The 2,390-nt window shown below is 56.7% G+C and carries 1 rRNA gene; it reads right to left on the bottom strand.

Going from position 1 to position 2,390, the window contains the following annotated elements:
* Positions 1-22: 22 nt before the first annotated feature.
* Positions 23-2,390: ribosomal RNA gene (locus ACZ7L7_RS37155) — 23S ribosomal RNA — on the bottom strand; the annotation flags it as partial.

Raw genomic sequence — 2,390 nt, 5'->3', positions numbered from 1 at the left:
AACACAGTGGACGCGAGCAACTGAGGACAAGCCCTCGGCCTATTAGTACCGGTCAACTCCACACGTTACCGTGCTTCCATATCCGGCCTATCAACCCAGTCGTCTACTGGGAGCCTTACCCCATCAAGTGGGTGGGAGTCCTCATCTCGAAGCAGGCTTCCCGCTTAGATGCTTTCAGCGGTTATCCCTCCCGAACGTAGCCAACCAGCCATGCCCTTGGCAGAACAACTGGCACACCAGAGGTTCGTCCGTCCCGGTCCTCTCGTACTAGGGACAGCCCTTCTCAAGACTCCTACGCGCACAGCGGATAGGGACCGAACTGTCTCACGACGTTCTAAACCCAGCTCGCGTACCGCTTTAATGGGCGAACAGCCCAACCCTTGGGACCGACTCCAGCCCCAGGATGCGACGAGCCGACATCGAGGTGCCAAACCATCCCGTCGATATGGACTCTTGGGGAAGATCAGCCTGTTATCCCCGGGGTACCTTTTATCCGTTGAGCGACGGCGCTTCCACAAGCCACCGCCGGATCACTAGTCCCGACTTTCGTCCCTGCTCGACCCGTCGGTCTCACAGTCAAGCTCCCTTGTGCACTTACACTCAACACCTGATTGCCAACCAGGCTGAGGGAACCTTTGGGCGCCTCCGTTACCCTTTAGGAGGCAACCGCCCCAGTTAAACTACCCATCAGACACTGTCCCTGATCCGGATCACGGACCCAGGTTAGACATCCAGCACGACCAGACTGGTATTTCAACGACGACTCCACCTGAACTGGCGTCCAAGCTTCACAGTCTCCCAGCTATCCTACACAAGCCGAACCGAACACCAATATCAAACTGTAGTAAAGGTCCCGGGGTCTTTCCGTCCTGCTGCGCGAAACGAGCATCTTTACTCGTAGTGCAATTTCACCGGGCCTATGGTTGAGACAGTCGAGAAGTCGTTACGCCATTCGTGCAGGTCGGAACTTACCCGACAAGGAATTTCGCTACCTTAGGATGGTTATAGTTACCACCGCCGTTTACTGGCGCTTAAGTTCTCAGCTTCGCCCACCCGAAAGTGAGCTAACCGGTCCCCTTAACGTTCCAGCACCGGGCAGGCGTCAGTCCGTATACATCGCCTTACGGCTTCGCACGGACCTGTGTTTTTAGTAAACAGTCGCTTCTCGCTGGTCTCTGCGGCCACCCCCAGCTCAGAGCGCGAAGCTCATCACCGGTTGTGGCCCCCCTTCTCCCGAAGTTACGGGGGCATTTTGCCGAGTTCCTTAACCATAGTTCACCCGAACGCCTCGGTATTCTCTACCTGACCACCTGAGTCGGTTTAGGGTACGGGCCGCCATGAAACTCGCTAGAGGCTTTTCTCGACAGCATAGGATCATCCACTTCACCACAATCGGCTCGGCATCAGGTCTCAGACTATGTGCAAGGCGGATTTGCCTACCTCGCGTCCTACACCCTTACCCCGGGACAACCACCGCCCGGGATGGACTACCTTCCTGCGTCACCCCATCACTCACCTACTACCAGCTCGGGTCACCGGCTCCACCACTCCCCACCACAGCAAAGCTGAGGCAGGACGGCTTCACGGGCTTAGCATCACTGGATTCGATGTTTGACGCTTCACAGCGGGTACCGGAATATCAACCGGTTATCCATCGACTACGCCTGTCGGCCTCGCCTTAGGTCCCGACTTACCCTGGGCAGATCAGCTTGACCCAGGAACCCTTAGTCAATCGGCGCAAACGTTTCTCACGTTTGTATCGCTACTCATGCCTGCATTCTCACTCGTCAACCGTCCACAACTCGCTTACGCGGCTGCTTCACCCGGCAGACGACGCTCCCCTACCCATCACGATCCCCGTTGGGGGTACATATCGCAATGACACGACTTCGGCGGTACGCTTGAGCCCCGCTACATTGTCGGCGCGGAATCACTAGACCAGTGAGCTATTACGCACTCTTTCAAGGGTGGCTGCTTCTAAGCCAACCTCCTGGTTGTCTGTGCGACTCCACATCCTTTCCCACTTAGCGTACGCTTAGGGGCCTTAGTCGATGCTCTGGGCTGTTTCCCTCTCGACCATGGAGCTTATCCCCCACAGTCTCACTGCCGCGCTCTCACTTACCGGCATTCGGAGTTTGGCTAAGGTCAGTAACCCGGTAGGGCCCATCGCCTATCCAGTGCTCTACCTCCGGCAAGAAACACACGACGCTGCACCTAAATGCATTTCGGGGAGAACCAGCTATCACGGAGTTTGATTGGCCTTTCACCCCTAACCACAGGTCATCCCCCAGGTTTTCAACCCTGGTGGGTTCGGTCCTCCACGAAGTCTTACCTCCGCTTCAACCTGCCCATGGCTAGATCACTCCGCTTCGGGTCTTGAGCGTGCTACT

Source organism: Streptomyces sp. NPDC110618, from assembly GCF_055657065.1.
This window is presented reverse-complemented; position numbering and strand designations above follow the sequence as displayed.